At 73.8% G+C, this 19,078-nt stretch carries 18 protein-coding genes; 11 read left to right on the forward strand and 7 right to left on the reverse strand.

Annotation, left to right across the window (positions count from 1 at the left end; translation table 11 throughout):
- Window positions 1–2: 2 nt before the first annotated feature.
- Window positions 3–788 (reverse strand): TetR family transcriptional regulator, encoded by a 786-nt coding sequence (locus ACFYST_RS08605; RefSeq protein WP_387860951.1) that lies wholly within the window; start codon window positions 786–788, stop codon window positions 3–5.
- Window positions 789–1,106: 318 nt separating this feature from the next.
- Here ACFYST_RS08605 and ACFYST_RS08610 point away from each other — a divergent pair, with 318 nt between their 5' ends.
- On the forward strand, window positions 1,107–1,601 hold the full coding sequence (locus tag ACFYST_RS08610; RefSeq protein WP_387860952.1) for a GNAT family N-acetyltransferase: 495 nt from the start codon (window positions 1,107–1,109) through the stop codon (window positions 1,599–1,601).
- Window positions 1,602–1,625: 24 nt separating this feature from the next.
- On the opposite strand, the gene ACFYST_RS08615 is transcribed toward ACFYST_RS08610, so the two are convergent.
- Window positions 1,626–2,828 carry an MFS transporter gene (locus ACFYST_RS08615; protein ID WP_387860954.1) on the reverse strand — a complete coding sequence of 401 codons (1,203 nt, stop codon included), beginning with the start codon at window positions 2,826–2,828 and terminating at the stop codon, window positions 1,626–1,628.
- Between the two features lie 112 nt (window positions 2,829–2,940).
- Here ACFYST_RS08615 and ACFYST_RS08620 point away from each other — a divergent pair, with 112 nt between their 5' ends.
- On the forward strand, window positions 2,941–3,903 hold the full coding sequence (locus ACFYST_RS08620) for a LysR family transcriptional regulator (protein WP_387860955.1): 963 nt from the start codon (window positions 2,941–2,943) through the stop codon (window positions 3,901–3,903).
- Between the two features lie 110 nt (window positions 3,904–4,013).
- On the opposite strand, the gene ACFYST_RS08625 is transcribed toward ACFYST_RS08620, so the two are convergent.
- Window positions 4,014–4,619, reverse strand: coding sequence for a YceI family protein (locus tag ACFYST_RS08625; RefSeq protein WP_387643925.1), 606 nt, complete (start codon window positions 4,617–4,619; stop codon window positions 4,014–4,016).
- A gap of 231 nt (window positions 4,620–4,850) precedes the next feature.
- Here ACFYST_RS08625 and ACFYST_RS08630 point away from each other — a divergent pair, with 231 nt between their 5' ends.
- The 4 genes from ACFYST_RS08630 to ACFYST_RS08645 all read left to right on the forward strand — a co-directional run bounded on the left by ACFYST_RS08630 (window position 4,851) and on the right by ACFYST_RS08645 (window position 11,289).
- Window positions 4,851–5,915: an ATP-binding protein gene (locus tag ACFYST_RS08630; protein WP_387860956.1), complete on the forward strand. Its 1,065-nt coding sequence runs from the start codon at window positions 4,851–4,853 to the stop codon at window positions 5,913–5,915.
- Window positions 5,912–7,720 (forward strand): hypothetical protein, encoded by a 1,809-nt coding sequence (locus ACFYST_RS08635; protein WP_387860957.1) that lies wholly within the window; start codon window positions 5,912–5,914, stop codon window positions 7,718–7,720. Before ACFYST_RS08630 ends, ACFYST_RS08635 begins: the two co-directional genes overlap by 4 nt.
- 300 nt (window positions 7,721–8,020) lie before the next feature.
- Window positions 8,021–11,074 carry an SNF2-related protein gene (locus ACFYST_RS08640; protein WP_387860959.1) on the forward strand — a complete coding sequence of 1,018 codons (3,054 nt, stop codon included), beginning with the start codon at window positions 8,021–8,023 and terminating at the stop codon, window positions 11,072–11,074.
- Between the two features lie 5 nt (window positions 11,075–11,079).
- Window positions 11,080–11,289: a hypothetical protein gene (locus ACFYST_RS08645; protein WP_387643936.1), complete on the forward strand. Its 210-nt coding sequence runs from the start codon at window positions 11,080–11,082 to the stop codon at window positions 11,287–11,289.
- A gap of 4 nt (window positions 11,290–11,293) precedes the next feature.
- Here the strand turns inward: ACFYST_RS08645 and ACFYST_RS08650 are convergent, their stop codons facing one another.
- On the reverse strand, window positions 11,294–12,115 hold the full coding sequence (locus tag ACFYST_RS08650) for an alpha/beta fold hydrolase (protein WP_387860961.1): 822 nt from the start codon (window positions 12,113–12,115) through the stop codon (window positions 11,294–11,296).
- Between the two features lie 54 nt (window positions 12,116–12,169).
- Window positions 12,170–12,784 carry an HAD-IA family hydrolase gene (locus tag ACFYST_RS08655; RefSeq protein ID WP_387860963.1) on the reverse strand — a complete coding sequence of 205 codons (615 nt, stop codon included), beginning with the start codon at window positions 12,782–12,784 and terminating at the stop codon, window positions 12,170–12,172.
- A 121-nt stretch (window positions 12,785–12,905) separates the two neighbouring features.
- Between ACFYST_RS08655 and ACFYST_RS08660 the strand changes: the two genes are divergently transcribed.
- From ACFYST_RS08660 to ACFYST_RS08670, 3 genes are all read left to right on the forward strand, one after another.
- Window positions 12,906–13,289: a helix-turn-helix domain-containing protein gene (locus ACFYST_RS08660; protein WP_387643943.1), complete on the forward strand. Its 384-nt coding sequence runs from the start codon at window positions 12,906–12,908 to the stop codon at window positions 13,287–13,289.
- 38 nt (window positions 13,290–13,327) lie between these two features.
- Window positions 13,328–13,858 carry a hypothetical protein gene (locus ACFYST_RS08665; RefSeq protein WP_387860964.1) on the forward strand — a complete coding sequence of 177 codons (531 nt, stop codon included), beginning with the start codon at window positions 13,328–13,330 and terminating at the stop codon, window positions 13,856–13,858.
- Window positions 13,859–13,965: 107 nt separating this feature from the next.
- Window positions 13,966–14,292, forward strand: coding sequence for a DUF2516 family protein (locus tag ACFYST_RS08670; RefSeq protein ID WP_387644959.1), 327 nt, complete (start codon window positions 13,966–13,968; stop codon window positions 14,290–14,292).
- A 66-nt stretch (window positions 14,293–14,358) separates the two neighbouring features.
- On the opposite strand, the gene ACFYST_RS08675 is transcribed toward ACFYST_RS08670, so the two are convergent.
- A complete protein-coding gene (locus ACFYST_RS08675) occupies window positions 14,359–15,783 on the reverse strand; it encodes a PP2C family protein-serine/threonine phosphatase (RefSeq protein WP_387860966.1) in 1,425 nt (474 codons plus the stop codon).
- A gap of 218 nt (window positions 15,784–16,001) precedes the next feature.
- On the opposite strand from ACFYST_RS08675, the gene ACFYST_RS08680 reads away from it, so the two are divergent.
- A complete protein-coding gene (locus tag ACFYST_RS08680; RefSeq protein WP_387643951.1) occupies window positions 16,002–16,529 on the forward strand; it encodes an O-acetyl-ADP-ribose deacetylase in 528 nt (175 codons plus the stop codon).
- Window positions 16,530–16,699: 170 nt separating this feature from the next.
- On the opposite strand, the gene ACFYST_RS08685 is transcribed toward ACFYST_RS08680, so the two are convergent.
- Window positions 16,700–17,524, reverse strand: coding sequence for a class I SAM-dependent methyltransferase (locus tag ACFYST_RS08685; RefSeq protein ID WP_387860968.1), 825 nt, complete (start codon window positions 17,522–17,524; stop codon window positions 16,700–16,702).
- Window positions 17,525–17,753: 229 nt separating this feature from the next.
- Between ACFYST_RS08685 and mshA the strand changes: the two genes are divergently transcribed.
- Window positions 17,754–19,058: a D-inositol-3-phosphate glycosyltransferase gene (gene mshA / locus ACFYST_RS08690; RefSeq protein WP_387644961.1), complete on the forward strand. Its 1,305-nt coding sequence runs from the start codon at window positions 17,754–17,756 to the stop codon at window positions 19,056–19,058.
- Window positions 19,059–19,078 lie beyond the last annotated feature (20 nt).

A 19,078-nucleotide genomic window follows, 5' to 3' on the forward strand; every position in this document is an offset into this window, starting at 1 on the left:
CCTCAGGCGGTGGGTGGCTTGACGGCGGTCTTTCCTATGGTGGGCAGGATGAAGTCCTGAATGAGCCCCTTGGCGTCCCGGACAATCGGTCGGAATATCCGATAGCGCGACAGGTTGATCAACCGGGCCGCCATGGGGGTGGACCGCCGGACGAACTCGCGGGTGCGCTCGGTGTCCTCGGTGCGGTCGAAGACCCAGTAGAGGACGACGACCATCAGGTGCAACCACAGGACGTCGGGCAGGAGTTCGACCAGCTCGGCGTCCAGCTTGGGGGCCAGCTCGGAGCCCTGCAGGACGTCGCGGAACAGCTCCACCGCGGTGGCCCGGGCCGGGTGCGACTCGTTCGAGAACGGGCTGAGCGAGCTGGTCGGGTCGGCGGCCGTGCGGAAGAACTGCGCGGAGAACTCGTGGTACGGGGCGGCCGTGTCCAGCCAGGAGTTCAAGGCGATCTCCAGGCGCTCGGAGAAGTCCTTGGTGCCGGCCATCCGCCGACGGGCATCGGCGGCGTGGTCGTACGTCATCCGGTCGTAGAACCCCTGGATCAGGAATTCCTTCGCGGAGAAGTAGTAGTAGGCGTTGCCGACCGAGACACCCGCCTCGGCGGCGATCGCCCGCATCGTGGTCTTCTCGTAGCCGCGCTCCTGGAAGAGCCGCATCGCGGTCTCCAGGATCAGGGCTCGGGTGGCCTCGCTCTTGTCCGTCTTCGGCTGGGCCCGGCCGCCCGGAAGTTCACCGCCGGACACAGTGGTGCCCGGCTCGTTCCGGTCGCTCGCGTTTCCCGGTTCCACAGGGCCCCGCTGGGGCCGTTCCCGGTCGTTCTCTGGCACCTTCGCCCCGCCTGCCGTTCGCTTCGCCCCAGTCGCCTGCGGACCAGTCACCTGTGGAACCGAGCCTAGCCCGGACCCGGACAACTCCGGACCGGGAGGGCGAAACGCCGCCCGGCGGGCAGCCCCGGTGCCCCCCGGCACCGGGCGCGTCATCTCGCCGCTCCGGCCATCCCCTCCTCGGCCGGGGCGAGCAGTTTCGAACGCGTTCAAAACTGTTCGGGACGACTCTAGGGCACCGGCTGAACGCGTTCAACCCTCGGCGTGTGGAAGGCTGGTGACATGCCCGCCACCCTGCGCGAAGGCGGCGCACCCGACGCCGCCGCCGTCGCCGCCCTGCTCACCGCCAGCCGCCGCAGCGCCTACGCCGGACTCGTCCCGGACGCGGCGCTCGCCGCCGACAGCTTGCAGCAAGTCCTGTGGGAACTGCGGCTGAGCGCGGACTACGGCCCGCCCGCCGACACCCCCACCCTGCTGCTCGCCGAAGACCCCGACGGCACCCTGGCCGGCTTCGCCTACCTGGTGCCCGACGGCGCCGTCGTCCGCCTGGAACAACTGCACGTCCGCCCCGACCGCACCGGCACCGGCCTCGGCACCCGCCTGCTGCACGCGGCACTCGCCCGCCACCCGGACCGGCCCGTCCGCCTCGAGGTGCTGGCCGCGAACCGCCGCGCGATCCGCTTCTACGAGCGCCACGGCGCGAGCCGCGTCGGGCGCGGTGTCGCGCATTTCCCGGACGGGACGGTGCTGCCGGAGTACGAATACGGCTGGCGGTAGCCGGGGCCTGCGGTCGCGCCCCCGTCAGGACTTTCGGATCGCGGCGGGCAGGGCTGCCAGCAGGGCAAGTGTCGCCGCGGCGAGTGGCAGGAGGTACCCGGTGCCGGGGGAGGTGTGCTGGGCGACGGCGCCGCCGAGTGTCGCGCCGGTGGAGATGCCGATCAGGATCGCGGAGACGGCCAGGGCCATGGCCTCGTTCAGGCGGTGTGCGGGGAGAAGTTCCTGAACCATCGTCATGCCGGTGATCATGGTCGGTGCGGTGCCCGAACCGGCGGCCAGTAGCGCCGCGCCCAGGAGTGTCACGCCCGCCCCGGCCCGGCCGGCCGTGAGCGGGAGCAGCATCAGGGCGGCCATCGCGCCCGCGCCGAAGGCGAGTCGCACTGCGGCCGGGCGTCGCGGGCGGATCGCGCCGAACGCCAGCCCGGAGGCGCAGGATCCGGCCGCGACCAGCGCCAGCAGCACGCCGCCGGCCGACTGCCGGCCGAGCGCGTCGGTGTAGGCGAGGGTGGTGACCTCCAGTGAGCCGAACAGCACGCCGGCCGCCAGGAAGCCGGCCAGTAGCGGGAGGAAGCCCCGGGTGCGGAGCAACCCCCCTGGGGCGGTGGCGTGTTGGGCGACTTCGGGCAGCGGCGGTTCGGTGCCGCGCTGGGCGGCGAACAGCAGGGTGCCGACAGTGCCCAGGGCCCAGGCGGCGAGCAGTCCGGCTTCGGGGGCGAGTGTCGTGCACAGGGCCATGCCGAGGACCGGTCCGGCCATGAAGCACAGTTCGTCCAGCGACTGTTCGAGCGCGTTGGCCCGGTGCAGCACGGCGGCGTCGGCGCGGTGCAGGTGCGCCCAGCGGGCCCGGGCCATGCCGCCCAGGTTGGGGCTGGTGCCGGACAGCGCCCAGCACAGGAAGAGCGTCCAGTCGGGTGCGCCGGAGCGGACGCAGAGCAGCAGCGCGCCCGTCGGCAGTGCGGTGGCGAGGACGGCGGGGACGGCGACCCGGGCCTGTCCGAGCCGGTCGACCAGCCGCCCGAGCGGCGGCAGCAGTGCTGCCCCGGCCAGCACCCCGACCGCCGAGACCGCGCCGGCCAGCGCGTACGAGCCGCGACGGTCGGCGATCAGCACCACGACGGAGACGCCGTACATCGCCAGGGCGAGCCGGCCAAGCAGACCGGCCAGGGTGAACGTGAGACTGCCCGGCACGGCGAACACCGGGCGGTAGCGGGCGAGTGGCAGGGACAACGCACAACTCCGGGGAAGAAGAGGGGGATTGCTCCACCCTCGGGCCGGGCCCGGAGCGCCGTCCAACACTTAATTCGCCCAATTCACCGGATCCTGTTGTTAATCTCCCGCCGTGCCCCGTGACGTCCACCCCCGCCTGCTGCGCAGCTTCGCCGCCGTCGCCGAGACCCTCCACTTCGGCCGCGCCGCCGAACGCCTGCACCTGGCCCAGCAGGCCGTCAGCCGGGACGTGCAGGCGCTGGAGCGGGAGCTCGGCTGTGCGCTGTTCCAACGCTCAACCCGCAGCGTCGAGTTGACCGAAACGGGGGCCGCGCTGCTGCCGAAGGCCCGCCAACTGCTGGAACTCCAGGGCGAGATCACCGCGCTCGGCGACACCCGGACGCTGCTGGTGGACGTCAACAGCCCCGGCGGCAACCGCGAACTCACCGCCGAGCGGGTTCTCGCCGCCGCCCGCCGGCGCCGTCCGGAGGCCGAGCTGCTGGCCCGCTACTGCGGTGGACTCACCGCTGCCGCACGGGAGTTGGCGGCGCACCGGCTGGACGCCTCGTTCGGGCGGTACGCCGGACTGCCGGCCGCCGTGCGGTCCCGGCTGGCGCACCTGCCGGTGCGGCTGGAGCCGATGGCGGTGTTCCTGCCGCTCGGCCATCCGCTGGCCGCGCTGCCCGCCGTGCCGCTGGCCGCGCTGGCCGGGCATCCGGTGGACGTGTTCGCGGGGCAGCCGGACACCGCCGAGTGGACCGACCTGGGCCTGCGGCTGCTCGCCGAGCACGGCCTGGCCGCCGCACCCGGCCGTACTCCGCCGGTCGGCGCCGCCGAGTTCGCCCGCTACCTGACCCGGCACGGCAGCCCGATCCTCACCACCACGGACGGGCCGGACATCCCTGGCGGGGTGGCGCGGCCGCTGGTCGATCCGGTGCCGCTCAGCCTGGTCGGCCTGGTGCACCGGCCCGAACCGCGCCACCCCGGGCTGGCCGCACTGCGCGAATCGGCGGCCGAACTCGCCGCCGCGGAAGGCTGGTTGGCGAGGCCGCCGGGGAGCTGGCTGCCGGCCGAGGACGCCGCGCTGCTGCGGTAGCGCAGGCCGCGGAAACGGCTGCGGAAAGCGCCGCAGAAACGGCGGCGCCCCCGCCGTGGGGGACGGCAGGGGCGGTACCGGGGGCCGCGGGGCGGCCGGGACAGACGGTCTCAGGAGGCTCGCACGGCGGAGATGTCCAGCGTCAGCTTGACCTTCTCGCCGATCAGCACGCCGCCGGTCTCCAGCGCGGCGTTGTAGGTCAGGCCCCAGTCGGTGCGGTCCACGGAGGTGCCGCCCTCGAAGCCGACCCGGTTGGCGCCGTAGATGTCGGTGGCCGCGCCGGTGAACTCCAGGTCGAGGATGACCGGGCGGCTGGTGCCCTTGATGGTCAGGTTGCCGTGCATCCGGTAGGTGTCGCCGTGGATGCGCTCGGCGGAGGTCGACTTGAAGGTGATCTCCGGGAAGGTGGCGGCGTCGAAGAAGTCGCCGGTGCGCAGGTGCTCGTCGCGCTGGGCCTGGTTGGTGTGGATCGAGGCGACCTTGATCACCAGGTCGGCGCGGGAGTTGGCCGGGTGGGCGCCGTCCAGGTGCAGCTTGCCCTCGTACTCGGTGAACTCGCCGCGGACGTTGGTGACCATCGCGTGGCGGACCGCGAAGCCGATCTTCGAGTGGGTGGAGTCGATCGTGTAGTCGCCGGTGAGGTGCGCCAGGTCCGGGCCCTGGACGGCGGCCGGGGCGATGGTGGCGGTGTTCTTGCTGCGGTTGAAGATGCCCATGGCTTCTCTCCTTCGGGAGGGTCGAAGCCGTTTGTTGAGGCTTCAACTTGTTGATGGCTCCACCATAGCCCGATCTGGTTCAACGTTCAACCATGAAGTCCAAATTTGAACCATCCGAGGGGAACCCTTGGTTTTCCCCAGCCTGTGGAGGGCGGTGGAAAACCGGATGCGCCGGGCGGATCCGGCGGTTCACACTGGCCGCCGACCCCCCGTTACTCCCCGAGGAGACTCGTGCAGTCAGCCGTTACCGTGTCGCCGTCCCAGGTCCCCGAGCTGCTGCTCGGACTCGCCACCGTGCGGCCGGTGTTCCTGTGGGGAGCACCCGGTATCGGCAAGTCCTCGCTGGTCAACCAGTTCGCCGAGTCGCTCGGCCTGGAGTGCGTCTCGCTGCTCGGCACCCAGCTCGCCCCCGAGGACCTGATCGGCGTCCCGCAGATCACCCCCGAGGGCCGCTCCCGGTTCTGCCCGCCCGAGATCATCGCCCGCGACCAGCCCTACTGCCTGTTCCTGGACGAGCTCAACGCCGCCACACCGGACGTGCAGAAAGCCTTCTACTCGCTGATCCTGGACCGCCGGATCGGGAACTACGAGCTCCCGGCCGGCTCCATCGTGATCGGCGCCGGCAACCGCGCCACCGACGGCGCCCTCGCCCGCCCGATGCCGTCCGCGCTGCTCAACCGCCTGGTCCACGTCCACCTGCGGGCCAGCTCCGACGACTGGCTCGGCTGGGCCGGCGCCCACGGCATCCACCCGTGGATCACCGACCACCTCACCGACCGGCCCGACCACCTGTGGTCCAACCCGCCCAAGACCGAGGAACCGTTCTCCACCCCGCGCGCCTGGCACATGCTCTCCGACGCGCTGCACTCCTTCGGCGCCGGCCTGGACGAGGGCACCCTCAAGGTCCTCGCACACGGACTGCTCACCCCCGCGCACGCCGTCGCGTTCTGCGGCTACGTGAAGATCGTCCGCAACGCGTACGGGCTGGAGGCCATCCTCAAGGGCGACGCCTCCTGGCCGAAGCGGGTCGAGGACCGCGACCTGCTCTACTACCTCGCCGACAGCTTCCGTGGCCGACTGGTCAAGGAACTGCCCGCCCGCAAGGAACACGCCTCGCCGACCGTCCGCCAGCACGCCTACCGCTCCAAGTCACTGCTGGTGCAACTCGCCGAGATCTCCGTCGAAGTCGCCCAGACCGTCATCGCCGACGGCCCCGACGGCAACCCCGTGCTGCCGTCCTGGTTCCTCATCGAAGCCGCCCGCGACCTGCCCCGCCTGGTCGAGGCCCGCCGGTGAGCACCCGCCGCCCCGCCGACAAACCCGAACAGGACCCGGCCAAGGCCGCGTTCGCCGCCGGACTCGCCACGGTCAAGGCCAACCCGGCACTCCGCGCTGTCCCCGCCACCCTCTGCACTCTCGAGCCGGAACACTGCGACCTGCACCCCACCACCGGCTGGGCCGTCGTCACTTCCAACGGCACCGTGCACGCCCACCGCACCCGCCGCGCCGAACCCGAGGAATGGGCCTGGGCCCTCGCCCACGCCCTGCTCCACCTCGGCTTCGGCCACCTCCCCGCCGCCCGCGGCCCCCGCACCCAGCCCGACGCGCCCGAACTCGCCGCCCGCTGCACCGTCGTCAACCGCTACCTCGCCAACTTCCACATCGGCCGCGCCCCCGACGACCTGCCCGCCGCCTGGCCCGGCGGCGACGAAGAGACACTCGCCGCCCGCTGGCGCCGCGACGGCATCCCCGCCGAATACCGGGCCTGCGGCACCGGCGGCGACCGGCCCGACCAACTCCTGCGCGCCTGGTACTCGACCGACGACCCCGAGGACTGGACGCTCGCCTTCGCCCACGCCCTCACCCGCACCGTCTCCGCCGCGATGGACCTCGCCGCCGGCCGCCGCGAACACCTCGGCGGGCCCCGCCTCCCGCAGGGACCGTGGGAACGGGCGCTCAGCTGGTTCGTGGCCAACTACCCGCTGCTCGGCGGCCTCGCCGCCGGTCTCACCCTGGTCGCCGACGCCGAACTCGCCCGCGCGCACGGCATCTCGATCGCCGCCGTCAACGCCGACGCCGGCGAGATCTACCTCAACCCGCTGCGCCGCCAGACCGACGAGGAATGGCGCTTCATCCTCGCCCACGAAATGCTGCACGCCGCCCTCCGCCACGGCGACCGGGCCGGCGGCCGCGACCCCTACCTCTTCAACGTCGCCGCCGACTACGTCATCAACGGCTGGCTGCTCGAAATGGGCGTCGGCGACATGCCCGAAGGACTGCTCCACGACCCCGAGTTGAAGGGCCTCTCGGCAGAAGAGGTCTACGACCGGATCGTCCGCGACCAGCGCCGCATGCGCCGCCTCGCCACCCTGCGCGGCAAGGGCCTCGGCGACATCCTCGGCGAACCCCTGCCCCGGCCTGGCCACGGCGGCTACGTCGACCTGGACGAGTTCTACCGGCGCGGCCTGCTCCAGGGCTTCGACCTGCACACCCGCGAACGCGGCCTGCTCCCCGCCGGACTGGTCGAGGAAATCCGCGCCCTCGCCCACCCGCCACTGCCCTGGGACGCACAACTCGCCCGCTGGTTCGACGAGTTCGTCCCCCGACCGGAACCCCTCCGCTCCTGCGCGAGGCCGTCCCGACGGCAGTCCGCCAGCCCCGACATCCCCCGGGCCGGCCGCTACCACCCGCCCGAGGAGACCCCGCGCTGCACCTTCGGCGTCGTCCTCGACACCTCCGGCTCCATGAGCCGCACCCTCCTCGGCAAGGCCCTCGGCGCGATCGCCTCCTACGCCGCCGCCCGCGACGTCCCCGCCGCCCGCCTCATCTGCTGCGACGCCGCCCCGCACGACTCCGGCTACCTCCCCGTCGCCGAACTCGCCTCACGCGTACGGCTCCACGGCCGCGGCGGGACGGTACTCCAGCCCGGCATCGACCTGCTCACCCGAGCCCAGGACTTCCCGCCGACGGCGCCGGTACTGATCATCACGGACGCGGAGTGCGACGTGGTACGCGTGCCCCGACGGGAGCACGCGTACCTGATCCCGCGCGGTGCGACGTTGCCGTTCACGCCACGGGGGCCGGTGTTCCACATGAGCTGAGCAACCAGGGAGAGCACAACCAGGGGCGCGGGGAGACTTGCGCGAGCTGGTGGGCGCGAAGTCAGGGGCGCGGGGAGACTCGCGCGAGCTGGTGGGCGACCAACCAGGGGCGCGGGGAACTGCGCGAAGGGGAACGCACCCGCCGGCAAGATCGCGACGCAGGACAGTGACCTGCACTTGATCGCGACCTTGCGGACGGGCGTGCGCTTGTCGCGCAGTTCCCCGCGCCCCCCCTGGTTGGTCACTCACCAGCTCTATGGTGGAAGCCCCAGCCACTCACGTTCTCGGAGGCCCCGACCCATGTACGTCCTGCACGCGCTCTGGCGGGCCGACGGCCGCCTCGCGGTGTGGGCGGAGGATGCGGCGGCGTTCACGGGGCGGGCCGTACAAGGGTCGCGGCACCCGTACGCGTGCTCGGCAGGTGAGGTCGCGGGGCTGCTCGCGGCTACTGGCGCGGGGCCCGCGTGGCTCGCGGAGCGGGGGGCCGAGCGGTGGGTGAGTCTGCGGTTGCCGACGGGCTCGCGGCCGACGCCGTCGCCGGATCTGCCGGTGGGGTCGACCGCGAAGGGGCTGGTGCTGCAGGCGTGGCGGGTGCCGGCGTTGGTGTTCGAACGGGCCGAGGCGGCGCAGCTGCTGGGTGAACTGTTCGATCCGTACTGGCCGGGGACGACCGTCGAGCTGCCCGGTGGGCGGGCGGCGGAGCTTGCGTACGGGGCGTCGTTGCGGTGGTTGACGGCGGTGCACGACCTGGCGTGGCGGCTGGTCGGGCGGGGGCGGGTGCTGCCCGCGCTGGTGGAGGAGGCGGACGGGTGGGCGGCGCGCTGGCGTCCCGCGCTCGATGGTCCGGCCCGCCGCGAGAGCAGCGGCCTGGCGGCGGGTTGCCCGCCGATCGCCCGCGCGGAGGACGGCGCCGAGCGCACCGGTGCGGCCCTGTTCACCGCCGTCCTGGACGCCCTCACCGACCACGAGACCCGCACCGCGCTCGAGGCACCGCCGGCAGCCGCGGCGCCGCAGGACTGGCTGGAAGCCCTCCGCAGCGCCGACCCCCGCCTCCCTGCCGCGCCCGACTCCGACATCGCGGAGCGCCTCGCGGCGTGGAGCGTGGGGACGGAGCCCGCCGGTGAAGTCCGGCTCGCGTTCCGGCTGGCGGAGCCGCTGGGCAGCGCGCCGGACAACCCGGATGCGGAAGTCCCGGACGAGAACTGGCGGCTGGACGTGCTGGCCGGCCCGGCGGACCGGCCTTCGCTGCTGCTGCCCGCGGCCGAACTCTGGTCGGACGGGCCGGGGTTGGCGGCGTTGGGCCGCACTCTCGGCGACCCGGTGGAGGCGTACCTCGCCGAACTGGACCGCGCCGCCCGACTCTGCCCGGACCTGCGTGCGGCCCTGCACCGCACCCGGCCCACCGGCGTCGATCTGGACCGGGCCGGCGCGCTCGCGTTCCTGCGCGACACCGCTCCGTTGCTGACCGCCGCCGGGTACGGCGTGCTGCTGCCCGCGTGGTGGCGCCGGCGGCCGCGTCTCGGCCTGGCGGCAAGCGCGCACAGCGGTCCGGCGTCCGGTGCGGTGAAGCGTGCGGCGCAGGCCGACCGGGACGCCGTGGTGGACTTCCGCTGGCAGCTCGCGGTGGGCGAACAGCCGCTCACCCAGGAGGAGTTGGACGAGCTGGCCGGCGCCCAGCAGGGCCTGGTCCGGCTGCGCGGCCAGTGGGTGGAGGTGGACGCGGCCCAACTCGCCGCCGCCCTGCGGTTCCTGGCCGCCCGCCGGGACGATCCGCAACTGGACGCCGCGACGCTGCTGCGGCTCGCCCTGGACGACGGCGCGGTGGTCGACGGCCTGCCGGTCACCGTGGTGCACGCCGACGGCCCGCTCGGCGACCTGCTCGCGGGCCGCCTCGGCCGGCTCCCCGGCGCTCACCGCACCCCGCCCCCGCCCGGCTTCGCCGGTGCTCTGCGCCCGTACCAGGAACGGGGGTTGGCCTGGCTGGACGCCCTCGGCCGGCTCGGGCTGGGCGCGGTGCTGGCCGACGACATGGGCCTCGGCAAGACCGTCCAGACGCTCGCCCTGCTGGCCCTGGAGCACGCCCGCGGCGCCCGCGGCCCCGTCCTGCTGGTCTGCCCGACCTCGCTGGTCGGCAACTGGCAGCGCGAGGCGGCCCGGTTCGCTCCCGCCCTGCGCGTCCAGCTGCACCACGGCCCCGACCGCACCGCCCCGGATCCGGCCGCCGACCTGGTGATCACCACCTACGGGGTGCTCCAGCGCGACGCCGCGGCACTGCGCGCGATCCGCTGGCGGCGGGTGGTCGCGGACGAGGCCCAGCACATCAAGAACCGCTCCGCCCGGCAGTCCCGGGCGATCCGCTCGCTGCGCTCCGGCCCGCGGATCGCGCTCACCGGCACACCGGTGGAGAACCGCCTCGCCGAACTGCACACTGTCCTGGACTTCGCCAACCCCGGCCTGTTCGGCACGGCCGAGTCGTTCAAGGAGCGCTACGCCGTCCCGGTCGAGCAGTCCGGCAACCGGGAGGTTGCCGCCCAGCTCCAGCGGCTCACCGGCCCGTTCCTGCTGCGCCGCCTGAAGAGCGACCCCGAGATCGGCGAACAGCTGCCCGCCAAGCAGGAGTTCACCGTCCGCTGCAACCTGACGCCGGAGCAGGCCGGGCTCTACCAGGCGGTGGTCGCCGAACTGCTGCGCCGCCTGAGCGGGGTGCGCGGGGTGGAGCGCAAGGGCGCGGTGCTGGCGGCCCTCGGCCGGCTCAAGCAGGTCTGCAACCATCCGGCCCAACTCCTGCACGACAACTCGCCGTTGGGCGGACGCTCGGGCAAGGTCGAGCGGCTGGTCGCGCTGCTCCGGGAGGCCCTGGCGGAGGGCGACCGGACGCTGGTGTTCACCCAGTACGCCGAGTTCGGCGCGCTGCTCCAGCCGCACCTGCGCCACCGGCTCGGCACCCAGGTGCTCCATCTGCACGGCGGGCTGTCCGCGCCGCGCCGCCAGGAACTCGTCGACCGTTTTCAATCCCCGGACGGGCCAGGGGTGTTCGTGCTGTCGCTGAAGGCGGGCGGGACGGGGCTCAACCTGACCTCCGCCAACCAGGTGATCCACCTCGACCGCTGGTGGAACCCCGCCGTCGAGGACCAGGCCACCGACCGCGCCCACCGGATCGGCCAGCACCGCGAGGTCCAGGTCCGCCGTCTGGTCTGCGTCGGCACCGTGGAGGAACGGATCGCCGAACTCCTCCAGGCCAAGCGCGAGTTGGCGGACGCCGTGGTCGGCGCTGGCGAACAGTGGCTGACCGAACTGCCCACCGAGCAGCTGCGCGAACTGCTCACCCTGTCCGCAGACGCCGTGGGGGAGTGACCGCCATGACCAAACGCCCCGATTCCGATCGCCCCCTCGACCAGTGCCTGGACGCCTTCTGGCAGGGCGAGTTCACCCTCCGCCCGCCCGACGCGCCGCCCGAACGCCCCGACCCGGCCCTCGACCACCTCGGCCCGAGCGGCCTGACCGTCCGCGGCCGCGACCTCGCCGAACTGCTGGCCCCCGACTACCGCCGCCTGGTGGACGGCAGTTGAGGTGCTATCCCAGGAGGAACTCGCCCACCAGTCGGGCGAATTCGGCCGGCTTCTCGACCCAGGGCCGGTGCCCCACGCCCTCCAGCACCTCCAGCCGGGCCCCCGGATGGAGCGCGGCCGCCAGCCGGGCCGGAGCGGTGCCGATCATCCCGTCCAACTGCCCCGCCACCACCAGCACCGGCACGGCGACGGGTGCGGCCTCGCCCGCGCCCGCGTAGAACGCCGCCCGCATCCACAGCGCGATCGGCACCAGCTCCGGATCGAAGGACGCGGCGCGCGCCCGGTCGTCCCAACTGCCCCAGAAGAACGGGGTGATGCGCTCGGTCAGCTCCGCCGGATCGCCCTGCCCGGCGGCCAGCAGCGCCGCCGCCCGCGCCGCGTCCGGGTACCAGGGCTGGTCGGCGCGGGTGGCCCGGAGCGCCGCCAGCTCCGCCTCGTCCGGCTCGCGCGAGCCCCGCCCGACCGGCGTCACCAGCACCAACGACCGCACCCGGTGCGGGAATTCGGCGGCGTAGCGCTGGGCGGTGAGGGCGCCCGCGGAGTGGCCGAGCAGGTCGAAGGAGTCGAGCCCGAGGTGCTCGCGCAGCGCCTCCAGGTCCTTCACCTGCTCGGTGAACGAGCAACTCGCCCGGTCGGCGGGCTCGGTGGAGCGGCCACTGCCGCGCGGGTCGAGCCGGATCAGCCGCTGGTGCGCGTCCAGGCCGCCGAGGTCGCCCAGGTAGCGGGCGTCCGCGCCCGGGCCGCCCGGGATCGCCAACAGTGGGGCGCCGTCGCCGAGTTGCTCGTAGTGCAGGGCCGTTCCGTCGTGGGCCTGAAAGGTCGTCATGCGGCGGATCGTGCCACGCGTCGGACCGGGCCCGCCCGGAATTCCGCGCCTCGGTCAGATCAGCCCGTGACCGCGTAGCGCCGCCCGCAGCCCTGCCGCACCCAGATAGTGGTGGCCGTGCATCCCGAGCGCCTCGGCGGCGGCCACATTCCCGGCGCTGTCGTCCACGAACAAGCAGGCTGTGACCGGCATTTGGGCCCACTCGGCCGCTGCCAGGTAGACCCGCTCGTCAGGCTTGGCGACCCCCAGGCGCGCGGTATTGACCACCGCGTCGAAGACGGCGTCCAACCCGAGCGCAGCCAGGTCGGCTTCCAGCCGGGTGGTCCCGTTGGAGACCAGCACCACCGGCACGCTCCGGCGCACCTCGCCGAGCAACCCCAGCACCTCCGCATCCACCCAGGACGCCTGCCGCCCCCAGCCCGCAACCACCTCGCGCGCCCGCGCCGCCGACCCGCACACCACACCCAGATCCTCCGCGACGGCGCCCCGCCACTGCTCATCGGTGACCAGCCCGGTGACAGCAGGCACCAGCCGCTCCGCCCGGAACGCCGCCCCCGCGACGGTGCCCGGCGGCAGGCCGTGCGCCGCGTCCACCTCGGCCAGGTCGGCCCAGATCCGCAGCACCCCGTCCAGATCGCACAGCACGGCGCCGATCTGCCGCTCCGCCATCACGCCACCCCTCAACCCTCGCTCCGCGCACGGACGTTACCCGACCGGCCGGACCACCATGGCGCGTGCGCCCGCTAGCAATGTGCTTGCAATAGCAAGCAGGCGGGTGCAGACTGCCGGTATGGCATCACTGAACGTGGGCTCGCTCGGCGAGTACATCCGGGAGCAGCGGCGGAACGCGCAGTACTCACTGCGGCAGTTGGCCGAGGTCGCCGGGGTGTCCAACCCGTACCTGAGCCAGATCGAGCGCGGGCTGCGCAAGCCAAGCGCGGAGATCCTTCAGCAGATCGCCAAGGCATTGCGGATCTCGGCGGAGACGCTGTACGTACAGGCCGGGATTCTGGAGGAGCGGGACGAGCAGGGGCCGGGGCTGCGGGCCGCGATCCTCGCCGACCCGCAGATCAACGAGCGGCAGAAGCAGGCCCTGCTGGCGGTGTACGAGGCCTTCCTCAAGGAGAACCAGGCCGCCCGCCCGGCCGCCGCCCACCCGACCGACCCCGCGTGACCCGACCGCACGGGCGCACCCGACCTGAAGGACTCGACATGCCGATCAGCGACGAACTCAAGAAGACCCTCACCGACCCCACCCCGCTGTACGCCCTGGCCGGCGCCGGCGACCTGGCCTACGAGAAGCTGCGCGAGGTCCCCGGCCAGCTGGAGGCGCTCGCCGCCGACCGCAAGGGCACCCAGGACAAGGCCACCGCCGCCCTGCAGGACGCCGGCACCAAGCTGGTCGAGGCGCAGGCGAAGGTCACCGAGGCGGTCAATGCGCTGCCCACCGACGTGAAGGAACTCCAGGCCAAGGCGCAGGAGTTCGCGATGCAGCAGGTCGGCCGGGCGCTGGAGTTCGCGGTCAAGGCCAAGGAGGTCTACGACGAGCTCGCGGTCCGCGGCCGCACCGTGGTGGACGCCGCCAACACCCGCGGGCAGGACGACGCCCCGGTCGTCGAGGCCGACGTCGAGGAGGTCGTGCTGGCCGAGGTCGTGGTGGACGAGCCCGCCGTCGAGTCGAAGCCCGAGGCGAAGAAGCCCGCCCGCGCCCGGAAGACCACCGCCGCCAACGGCTCCGAGTGACCGGCGCCGCGTGACAGGTGCGGGGAACGGCACACCGCCGAGGGCCGTTGATCCGGGCAGTGTCCGTGCCAGGATGGAATTGAGAGAGTGAGGAGCACCAGGTGCAGATCCTGCATTACAACCTCCTGAACCCGTTCTGGTGGCTGGCCACGGCGATCATCGGCTACAAGATCTTCGCGTTCGTGGACGCGGCGATCCGCCGCGACGACGCGTACCGCGCCGCCGACAAGAAGACCAAGGGGTTCTGGCTGGTCGTGCTCGGCCTGGCCCTGGGTGCGGACCTGCTGTTCGGCGCCAACCCGGTGTCCGGCCTGCTGACGCTGGCCGGCCTGGTCGCGGCGATCGTCTACGTGGTGGATGTCCGCCCCGCGATCAAGCTGCTCACCGACGGCCGCGGCCGGGGCCGCAACGCCGGGCCCTACGGCCCCTGGTGAGACACCCGCACGAACGGAAGGGGCGGCCCCGCACGGGGCCGCCCCTTCTGCGTGTTCGGCGGGCCGTCAGCCCATGATCACCGGGACGGGGTTGCGCTCCAGCAGCAGCACCGCGACATCGTCGGTCAGCGCCCCGCCGTTCAGCTCCTCGACCTCGGCGATCGCCGAGTCCACCAGCCGGCCCCGGGTCAGCCCGGCGGCCTGGTGGTCGGCGATCAGCTCGATCAGGCCCTCCTGGCCCAGCCGCGGCGAACCCGCCCCGACCTTCCCCTCGACCAGCCCGTCGGTGTACAGCAGCAGCCGCCAGCCCGGGCCCAGCTCCAGCCGCAGGGCCGGCCAGCTGGACAGGGTGGCGTCGCACGGCAGCAGGCCCAGCGCCGGGCCGGCCTGCTCGGACGGCAGCAGCACGGGGACGGCGTCCGGCCCGAGCAGCAGCGGCGCGGGGTGCCCGGCCAGGAACAGCTCGGCGGACTCCGGCGCGCCGTCCGCGCGGGGCGCGTCCAGCACCACCATGCAGAGCGTCGCGAAGATCTCGTCGCTGCGCCGCTCGTGCTCCAGCACGTGCTGCAGCGTGGTCAGCAGGTGCTGGCCGCTGAGCCCGGCGAACACCAGGGTCCGCCACGCTATCCGCAGCGCCACGCCGAGGGCGGCCTCGTCGGGACCGTGGCCGCAGACGTCGCCGATGACCACGTGCACCCGGCCGTCCTTGGTGCGGACGGCGTCGTAGAAGTCGCCGCCGAGCAGGGCGCGGCGGCGGCCCGGCCGGTAGCGGCGGGTGAAGGCCAGTCCGGCGCCGTCGAGCAGCGGGGTGGGCAGCAGGTGGCGCTGCAGGCGGGCGTTCTCCTGGCCGCGGATCTCGGCCTCCACCAGGCGGCGCTGCGACTCGTCGGCGCGCTTGCGTTCCACCGCGTAGCGCAGCGCGCGGGCCAGCAGCGGTCCGGCGGTGTCCTGCCGGAGCAGGAAGTCCTGGGCGCCGGCGGCCACCGCGGCCGCGCCGAGTTCGGCGCCGGCGGTGTCGGTGAGCACCACCACGGCGGTGTGCGGGGCGCGCTGCAGCAGTTCGCGCAGTGCGTCCAGGCCGTCGCCGTCGGACGGCCGTTCGGTGGGCGCGCCGAGGTCGAGCAGCACGCACTGGAAGTCGGGGTACCGGGCGCCGCGCCGGCCGTTGCCGGGCAGTGGCGGCAGCAGGGCCAGTGCCTCGTGGATGCCGTCCACCCGGTGCAGTTCGGCGTGCGCGCCGAGCTCCTCGGCCAGCGACTCGAACAGCCGGTGCTCCGGCCCGTCGCCCTCGATCACCAGCACCCGGAAGTCCGCGGCCGCGGCCCGGGCCGGCTCGCCGCCGCCCTGCACGGTGCCACGCGGATGCGGTATCGGCGCGGACCCGGTGGCCCGGGTGCGGCGCTGCTGCGTGCCGCGCCGGCTCTGACTGCGCTCGGCGGCCCCCGCGTCGTTGGTCGCGTCGGGTGCCCGCCCGTCTCCCGTAGCGGGCATCGGTCGGTCCTTCCTTTCCCCGACAGGCCAACGGCCGGTGTCCGTCCACGGTGCCCGTGTGGCACCGGGCATCGGGGAGCTTCCCGCGACCATAACGTGATCTCCGAGGATTTCTTCGCCTGAGCGGCGCCGATGTGGTTATTGCCACGCTTCCGGTGGCCTTGTTTCCGTAGGGTTTCCGCCACCACAGAACCGGAGTTGACGGGAGTTGAGCAGCGGTGACGCGGATCACGCTGGTGCAGGGTGACATCACGGATCAGCGGGTGGACGCGGTGGTGAACGCCGCCAACAGTTCACTGCTGGGCGGCGGCGGGGTGGACGGGGCGATCCACCGCAGGGGCGGGCCGGAGATCCTCGCCGAGTGCCGGAAGCTGCGCGCCTCGCACTACGGAAAGGGCCTGGCGACCGGACGGGCGGTGGCGACCACGGCGGGCCGGCTCCCGGCGCGCTGGGTGGTGCACACGGTGGGGCCGGTGTTCCGGGCGGAGGACCGCGAGCAGCGCACCGAGCTGCTGGCCTCGTGCTATCGGGAATCCCTTCGGGTGGCGACGGAACTGGGGGCGCGGACGGTGGCCTTCCCGGCGATCTCCGCCGGGATCTTCGGCTGGCCGCTCGACGATGCCGCTCGGATCGCCCTGACGACCGTGGCCGAGCAGGAGCCCGACCTGGACGAGGTGCGTTTCGTGCTGTTCGGGGCCGAGACGTACGAGGTGTTCGCGCGAGTGCGGGACGAGCTGGTGGGGTAGTTCAGAGCAAGGGGCGCTGATGGGCGCTCAGGGGGGCGCGCGACGGCGCATTCGGGCGCTCCCATGGTGACCCGCCCGGCCGTCAACACGCCAGGGGTAATCGATAACTCGTTCGAGTGAACTGCTGAACTGATGATCGGGCCGGGCCGGTAGAGCGGGTGGAGCCGGGCTCAGCGCGGCGCCAGCGCCGCCCAGTCCACCGTCAGCTCGCCCTGCCGCCGTCGGGCCGGCGCGTCCCGCAGCGGCCAGTCCGCCGCCAGCGCCGCGCAGGTCGCCACCCAGCGCTGCCGCGCCCCGAACGCCCCCAGCGGCGCGGCCGCCGCCCACGCCCGGTCGAAGTCCCGCAGGAAGGCGTGCACCGGCCGCCCCGGCACGTTGTGGTGGATCAGCGCCTTCGGCAGCCGCTCCGCCAGGTCCGACGGCCGCTCCAGGCTCCCCAGCCGGGCCGCGAAGGTCACCGTCCGCGGCCCCTCCGGGCCCAGCGCCACCCACACGTGCCGCCGCCCGATCTCGTCGCAGGTGCCCTCCACCAGCAGCCCGTCCGGCGCCAGCCGCCCGCACAGCCGCGACCACACCTCGGCGACCTGGTCCTCGTCGTACTGCCGCAGCACGTTCGCCGCCCGGATCAGCTGGGCCCGCGCCCCGCCGGGCAGCGGCACCTCGAAGCCGCCGCGCCGGAACTCCAGCAGCGGCGGGTCGGCCATCGGCAGCGCCGCCGCCACCCGCGCCGGGTCGATCTCGATGCCCACCACCCGGACGTCCGCCCGCACCGCCCGCAGCCGGGCCGCCAGCTCCACCGCCGTCCACGGCGCCGCCCCGTACCCGAGGTCCACGGCGACCGGCGGGTGCACGGCCGCGCGCAGCGCCCGGCCCATCGAGTACGCGATCCAGCGGTCCATCCGCCGCAGCCGGTTGGTGTTCGTCGTCCCCCGAGTGATCGTCCCCACCGGCCGGCTCGACCGGCCCCGGGACAACGGCATGTCGCTTGCGGCCATGGTCACCAAGCGTACGCAGCGCCCGCGCGCGCCGGGAAAGCACGTCCGAAGGGATCGTCCGCCACCGGGAATACGGGGGCACGACGACGCGGTTGGCACCCTTGACGTCCTACCGCCCGCAGCTTCCGGCCGCGGGCGGCGGCGCGTGAACAGACCGAAAAGCGGTACAGACGCAGCGACGGGCAGTGCCCCAGGGAGGCTTCCGCAGGTGACCCACCACCTCGTCCGCATGCCCCGCGGGGAGTCGCGGTCGGCCGCAGTCCCTCCGCGCCAGCGCCGTCCCCGCCGGATCGCGATGCTGAGCGTCCACACCTCGCCGCTGCACCAGCCGGGCACCGGCGACGCCGGCGGGATGAACGTGTACATCGTCGAGCTGGCCAAGCGCCTCGCCGACCTCGACATCGAGGTCGAGGTGTTCACCCGGGCGATCAGCTCGGACGACGCGCCGACCGTGCAGCTCGCCCCCGGCGTGCTGGTGCGGCACGTCACGGCCGGCCCGTTCGAGGGCCTGCTCAAGGAAGACCTGCCGGCCCAGCTGTGCGCGTTCACCCACGGCGTGCTGCGCACCGAGGCCGGCCACCGCCCCGGCTACTACGACCTGGTGCACTCGCACTACTGGCTGTCCGGCCAGGTCGGCTGGCTGGCCGCCGAGCGCTGGGGCGTGCCGCTGGTGCACACCATGCACACCATGGCGAAGGTGAAGAACGCGGCGCTCGCCCAGGGCGACACCCCGGAGCCGGCCGCGCGGGTGATCGGCGAGACCCAGGTGGTCGGCGCGGCCGACCGGCTGATCGCCAACACCGCGGAGGAGGCCGCCGAGCTCGCCCATCACTACGCGGCGCGCCCCGAGCAGCTGGCGGTGGTGCACCCGGGCGTGAACCTGGAGGTGTTCCGGCCCGGCGACCGCGAGGCGGCCCGCCACCGGCTCGGCCTGCCGCAGGACGCCGCGGTACTGCTGTTCGCCGGCCGGATACAGCCGCTGAAGGCGCCGGACGTGCTGCTCAAGGCGGTCGCGCGGCTGCTGGAGCGCCGCCCGGACCTGCGCGAGCGGCTGGTGGTGCCGGTGGTCGGCGGCCCGTCCGGCACCGGCCTGGCCCGCCCCGAGAGCCTGCACAAGCTGGCCGCCCAGCTCGGCATCAACGACGTGGTGCGGTTCTGCCCGCCGGTCGGCCAGCGGCAGCTCGCCGACTGGTACCGCGCGGCGACCGCCCTGGTGATGCCCTCGTACAGCGAGTCGTTCGGCCTGGTCGCGCTGGAGGCGCAGGCCTGCGGCACCCCCGTGGTGGCGGCCGCGGTCGGCGGCCTGCCGGTCGCCGTCCGCGACGGCCTGACGGGCACCCTGGTGCCCGGCCACGACCCGGACGCCTGGGCGCAGGCCCTGCTGCCCTACGTCACCGACCCGGTACTCGCCCGCATCCGCGGCGCGGAGGCCGCCCGGCACGCGGCGGCGTTCGGCTGGCTGACGGCGGCCGGCTCCACCGCCGAGGTGTACGCGGGCGCGATGGCCGCAGCCCGCCAGGTGCACCGCCCCTGACGGAAGCTCACCCCGGAGCG

Origin of the sequence: Kitasatospora sp. NPDC004614 (assembly GCF_042873675.1) — a bacterium.
GTDB lineage: Bacteria > Actinomycetota > Actinomycetes > Streptomycetales > Streptomycetaceae > Kitasatospora.